Source organism: Streptomyces sp. NPDC005811 (genome assembly GCF_040630405.1).
GTDB lineage: Bacteria > Actinomycetota > Actinomycetes > Streptomycetales > Streptomycetaceae > Streptomyces.
Map to the genome: position 1 here is coordinate 1 of NZ_JBEXXK010000122.1, position 5,704 is coordinate 5,704.

At 67.3% G+C, this 5,704-nt stretch carries 4 protein-coding genes and 1 pseudogene; 4 read left to right on the forward strand and 1 reads right to left on the reverse strand.

What is annotated here, in order from left to right; translation table 11 throughout:
• Window positions 1-228 precede the first annotated feature (228 nt).
• The 3 genes from ABZ490_RS51865 to ABZ490_RS51875 all read left to right on the forward strand — a co-directional run bounded on the left by ABZ490_RS51865 (window position 229) and on the right by ABZ490_RS51875 (window position 2,113).
• The gene (locus ABZ490_RS51865) at window positions 229-669 is read left to right on the forward strand and encodes a hypothetical protein (protein WP_359007988.1); all 441 of its coding nucleotides are present in this window, start codon (window positions 229-231) and stop codon (window positions 667-669) included.
• A gap of 298 nt (window positions 670-967) precedes the next feature.
• Window positions 968-1,306 carry a thioredoxin domain-containing protein gene (locus ABZ490_RS51870; RefSeq protein ID WP_359007991.1) on the forward strand — a complete coding sequence of 113 codons (339 nt, stop codon included), beginning with the start codon at window positions 968-970 and terminating at the stop codon, window positions 1,304-1,306.
• A gap of 90 nt (window positions 1,307-1,396) precedes the next feature.
• The gene (locus ABZ490_RS51875) at window positions 1,397-2,113 is read left to right on the forward strand and encodes a phosphotransferase (RefSeq protein ID WP_359007994.1); all 717 of its coding nucleotides are present in this window, start codon (window positions 1,397-1,399) and stop codon (window positions 2,111-2,113) included.
• 110 nt (window positions 2,114-2,223) lie between these two features.
• Here ABZ490_RS51875 and ABZ490_RS51880 read toward each other — a convergent pair whose 3' ends face one another.
• Window positions 2,224-2,469, reverse strand: a complete 246-nt coding sequence (locus ABZ490_RS51880) for a DUF3761 domain-containing protein (protein ID WP_359007997.1) — start codon at window positions 2,467-2,469, stop codon at window positions 2,224-2,226.
• Between the two features lie 1,836 nt (window positions 2,470-4,305).
• On the opposite strand from ABZ490_RS51880, the pseudogene ABZ490_RS51885 reads away from it, so the two are divergent.
• A pseudogene (locus tag ABZ490_RS51885) lies at window positions 4,306-5,025 on the forward strand (PP2C family protein-serine/threonine phosphatase); the annotation flags it as partial.
• Window positions 5,026-5,704 lie beyond the last annotated feature (679 nt).

The following is a 5,704-nucleotide window of genomic DNA, read 5'->3' on the forward strand; positions in this document are numbered from 1 at the left end:
AGCGGCTCGATCCGGTCCCACATCGCATCAGTGATCACTAACCGGACAGACACATCCGATCAACTGACCAACCCATCAAAGAGACACGCGCTAGCCCGCTCTGCTTCTCGCGGTCCGCGGATGGAAGCGGATTGTGCGGGTGGGCGCCCGACTCGCCGGTTCCCCGGCTCGCCTGATTGCCGAGGCCCTGGCGCGCGGGGTGGCGGCTGGGCAGGCTAGCTTGCTCGGATGAGTCTCCTTCATGATGTGGCAGAGCGTGACGGCTGGCGGTGCTGGGTGTGTGACGGACCGGTCGACCCCGACAAATCGGTGAACGACTCGCAGGGGCCCAGCGTTGACAGCCGGACCGCCGACCGGAAGGCCAAGGTCGCCGAGCGGCTCGCGCACCGCGGGTGCAACACCCGCAAGGGCGCGGTCAAGGTGGTCATCGCCTGGCCGGAGCGCCTGTACGTGGTCGAACCCGCGTCGCTGATCACCGTTGCCGCGAGGCTGGAGCGCAAGGGGGGCCGCGAGATGGTGGGCCGTTGTCCGACCAGGCAGGACGCCCAAGAGACGGCGGAGTGGCTGGTGGACCGGTTCTCCCGACTGGTACCGGGGCTGCCGGTGACCGCTGACATCGAGGCGGGCGGCGGCCAGTTCCTCGTCATCCTGGCCACCGGCCGCCGCTGACCGGGGATCACCAGCCGCGCGCTCGCGTCGAGCTGAACCGTCGGCCCGCATCGACCTGTCCTGGTACGAGCTGACCGACGGGCGCGTTGCGGGCTGCAGCTGGGTGACCGGCGGGGCGGGGCGGGCCGGGTCACCAGGGGCGGGGGCTGGGCCGCTCGCGCCGGGGACCACTGTGGTTCTGCGACGGCCCCGTGCTTCCGTTCCGACAGGTCAGCCGGACGACCGACCGGGGCCGGCCTGCCGCACCGCGCGGGGGATGATGGGGCTGGAATGACGGAACGCGAGGTCAGGAGCTTCCATGGCGAAGCGGGTTCACCAACCCCGTGAGGACGCGGAGTTTGATTTCATCCTCGGGATGAGCGGAGTTCCGGTTCTCGCATACTTCACTGGGACATGGCCCAAGGCAATCGAGCCCTGCCGGGTGATGGACCTCGTCGTGGGTGGCGTCGCTGACGAATACACGGGCCGCCTGACGGCCGTCCGCACCGACATCACGCGTTGTCCGGCCGCAACCGAGCGATACGGGATCACCGGAGCCCCGTCCTACGTCCTGCTGAAGGAGGGAGAGGCGGTGGCGCACGGCACGGGACCTATGACCATCGCCGAGGTACGGGAGCTTCTGGACGGCCATCTCTGAGCGGCCGCCGCAGCACCGCGGCCGCGACGCCCGTCACGCAAGCCGTGTCGGTCCCGGACAGCCGCAGCAGATCGAACGCGACGAAGTGGGATGGCCACTCTTCTGCGGCCTGGGCGGCCCGGGCACCGCTCGTTGCAGCCGGTTCTGCAGCTACTCGAAGGCGAGCTGGCCCGCCGCGTCCCATACGACCAGATCGCCGTCCAGGAGCACGAGGCCACGGTGCACCTGCCCGACTTTGACCGGCCGGTCTGGGACGCGCAGACGATCCTCCACCAAGGTCACGCCCTCACCGGCGCGGGCGCCCACGAGCAGCTCGGCACCGACGGCACCGCCGCGCTGCGCAAGGTTGCCGAGCTGATCACCCCGGCCCTCGAGGAAGGCGGCCCGGACGACCGGGGCAGGATCCACGGCGACCTGCACCGCGAGAACATGATCGCCCGGCCCGACGGCGGCGTCGGCGTCATCGACTTCGACGACTGCGGCACCGGCCACTGCCTCCTCGACATCGCCACCGTCCTGTCCTCCGTCCACCGCATCGCCCACCCCGAACCCGGTGCCTACGAGGAATTCGCCCGCGCCTACCTGGACGGCTACACCCAGGTACGCCCCCTGCCCACCGACTTCTCCCGCCTCCTGAAGCCCTACCTGCTCCTGCGCGACGCCTTCATCCTGAACTTCGTCACCACCGCAGCCCCCGTCAACGCCGACGTCGCCTCCTGGGGACCAAACCGCATCACCGGCATCCTGGCCAGCATGCAGGCATACCTCGAAGGACGGGCCTACCCGGGCGCCCTCCACATGCACTGACTGCAGGGAGTCGGCAGCCCCGGACAGCGCCGCACCGGGGGATCGTCGGCCCGGATGAGGTGCGTCCCGCCCCTGCTCTCTGGCCGGGGCGGGACGCGAAGTCCGCGGTCCTACCGGTACCAGTACTTCACGCCGCGGTGGCCGGAGCAGGTGCCGCGGAAGTGGGCGCTGTAGGAGTAGGTGCCGTCCTTGCACTTCGCCGTCGCCCCGCGCGGATGCGGGCTGTTGGCCTTGCACACCCCGGTCGTGTGCCGCACGCATGTCGCCGCCGCGGCCTCCGACGCCAGCGCCACCGGCGCCAGCAGCGCCCCTGCGACGACGACCGCCGTCACAGCCCCCTTCAACCTGGCCAGCATTCAAGAGCCCCTCTCGTAGAACCGGAGACGCGATCATCCGCCCCCAGCCCGGCGTTACGCGGCAGATGCCGACGCCGGTCACCGGGCCGTGACGGACGTAGCCGAACAGACACCGCAGGTTCGATTCGTCGGAACATCCGGCCGAAACCTTGCGATCGGCTCCGCGAGCACGCGCGCGGCAGCGGAGTGTCGATAAGGCACGATCCGCCGGGCATCCCACGAAGGCTGATCGGCAGGGGAAGTGATCAGCCCGCCCCTCCGATGTCAGGGACCTCGGTCGCTCCGGCGTGCGGCATGTATTGGATTCAGCACGCGTCGTATCGGCGTCGCGAGCGATACCCCGAGTCGGTAGGCCGCTGACAGAGGTCATCGTGCTACGGCGGAGAGGGCAGCCAGGCACAGAGTGAGGCACGCGCCGAAGGCGACACCACTGCGTGTGAGCGCGGCTGGGACTGTGACGCCGTCCCAGCGGGCCAGAGCGAAGGCAATCACTGCGGCTGTGATGGAGAACAAGACGGCCACAGCAAGTACGAGAAGCGTGACGGCAAACGGGGTGTTCATGAAGGCACCGCCTGGATCATGTCGTATGAGCGATGGAAACGACGATCTCTGAGCGGACCTGGTATGTGGGCCTGTTGGATGGTTCTCCGGTGACAACAGGGGGTTGTACGCCGAAAAAAGCTGAGAGAGGGAAGGCACGTGGGGGGTAAAGGGAGTCGTCCGGGAAGGCCATGGGCGCCGCCACGGGGGTCGTGTACAGAGATCAACCGGCTTGTTGAGGTGATCCGCTCCTGGATTGACGAGTCAGCGATCTCCGTGAAGCAGCTCCACCAGAGGCTTACAGCGGACCACTTCGTTGCTGGAGCTGTACCGGAGCTGCGCCGGTTGCGTGACCTGCTGGCCGGTGACGGATTGGAGTGGGACCTTGTCGAGGGCATGGCCGACGTGTGCTTCCCGCAAGAGCCCCGCGACCGCTCCGAGCCACGCCTCAAGGAAGCGAGGGCGCTCTGGGACCGAGCGCAGTACAGTCCCACGCCGCTTGCGGAAGCGCAGGAGATGGCTCTCACTAAAGAGTTGCTGGCGGCCAAGGACCGCACCATCGAGATCTACCAGGAATTGCAGCGTCTTCATACGGCCTACGAGGCGAGCGAGCGCGGGCGGCACCAGGCGCTGCAAATCGCCACGCTGCTGTTCGCTATGCTCGGCCAGACCCAGGCAAGGGTCGCGGAACTCATGCGCCAGGTCGATACCCTGCGTGCGCTGCAGGGACGGGAGCCGCAGGCCCACAGGACGTTGGAATCACGCCTGTCCCGAGCACGACAACAGGAATCAGACCTCAGCACACAGCTGTCACGCGCCGAACGCGAGCGGGACACCGCGCAGCAAGTTGCCGATCACGCGGCCCGCCGCATCCAGATTCTGGAGGACGAACTCCTTGAGCTCCACCTTCGGATGGGAAACGGCGGTTCGACTCACCCAGAGGAGTTGGCTCCGCGAGTACCTCAGCCTGAGCTGCTCGCGACATTGCCGGATGATCAAGGCCTCAACGATGTAGAACAGGCGCTGGACAAAGCGCGCGCAGTTCTCAACGAAGGGCACGAAGCCGTCCTGCAAGCAGGCGACGACACGGGCTACTGGGCATACGCAGCCTGCCCTGCCACAGACACTGACAGCTCGGAAGTCACGATCGTGCCTGGACAACTGCATCGTGCACTCGAATATCAGGCTCCCTCCGTCGCGGAGCAGACTGATCAGTCCACAAGGTTGTCCCGGACAACCCCGAACAACTGGCAACCGCCCCGCAGCGGCGACGAATCGCCGAGGCCGCACCGCGCCATGATGATCGACCTGCGGGAACACATCCGGGTACAGAGCAAGCTGCCACAACTGCCGCCAGGCTGGCACCGGGAAATGTCACTGCGCCCGGCAGAGGGCTACTCCTTCTCAGGTGACTTCGTTGTCGCGACGCTCACTAATGGTGGCCGCATGTTGGAGGCCGCAATGACGGACGTTTCCGGCAAGGGACCGGACGCAGGCTCACGCGCGGTGCTCTTGTCCGGTGCCTTCAGCGGTCTGCTGGGCTCGCTCCCGCCCCGTGCGTTCCTCCCAGCAGCGAACGGATACCTGCTGCGGCAGGACTGGGACGACGGCTTCGCGACTTCCGTACACCTCGCCTTGGATCTTGATTCAGGCGACTACGAACTCTTCTCCGCCGGCCATCCGCCAGGTCTGCAACGCAGCGCGGACACCGGCCGCTGGGAAGAAAAGAAGGCTCAAGGGCCGCTCCTCGGGCTGTACCACGGTGACCCGTACGATCCAGTCAAGGGCTCACTTCGCCCCGGTGATGTCCTGATGCTTTTCACAGACGGCCTGGTCTCGTCCTTTCACCGCGACATCGACGAGGGCATCGACCACCTCACCGACGAAGCCGACCGCTATGCAACCAACGGAATGCACGGCGCATCGTGGCACCTCATCAATGCAGTGCCGGATCAAGTCATTGATGACCGAGCTCTCTTCCTGATCAGTCGTGAGGCCTCTCCGACACAGCACTGACCGGAACCCAGACCTGTAGCGTCTTCCCTTACGACCGGTCCTCTTCAACTTGGCGCCAGAGTCCTCGACGGTCCGGCCCGGGAGATGGGCGGCACCGCGAAGGCGGCAGCGGCCTCCGGCGCGAAGCACGCCCGCGTCGTGACCGACGTCTTGGACGCCTTCCTCCAGACCCCGCCCGAGCCGACGCAGCCCGCAAGCACCAGCTCGCCTGCGGCGGCCGACGGCTCAGGGCCTGGTCCACGGAGACCGTGCTGCCCATGGGCGGCACGTTCCTGGCTCCGGCCCGTGGCAGCCTGCGTGCCGACATGGTGTTCGCGGCGCCCGGCTACGTCGCAGCGAGCCCGGCGGGCGCAGCGACATCGACGGCGCCCGCCCGGTCCCGCCCGAGCCGCAGATTCCCAAGCCATTGATCAGCAACTGCGAGCGCGGGGCCTGGAGGCTTCGTCGTCCTGGCCCCGTCGGCGGCCGACGCGGATAAGTGTTCGTCGGCGAGATGCCCGACACCTTCATTCCGACCTCGAACCAGTGGGTGTCGATGCCGACGAACTGGCTGCCCAGCGGGCGAGCGCCCCGATCCCCGGCTGTGTCAATCCCCTCGAACTGTGGAGACCTTCCTATGCAGCCAGCTCCTCGGTGAAGCTGGCCCAGTAGTCGTGTTCGTAGTCGATAGGGCTCTTCC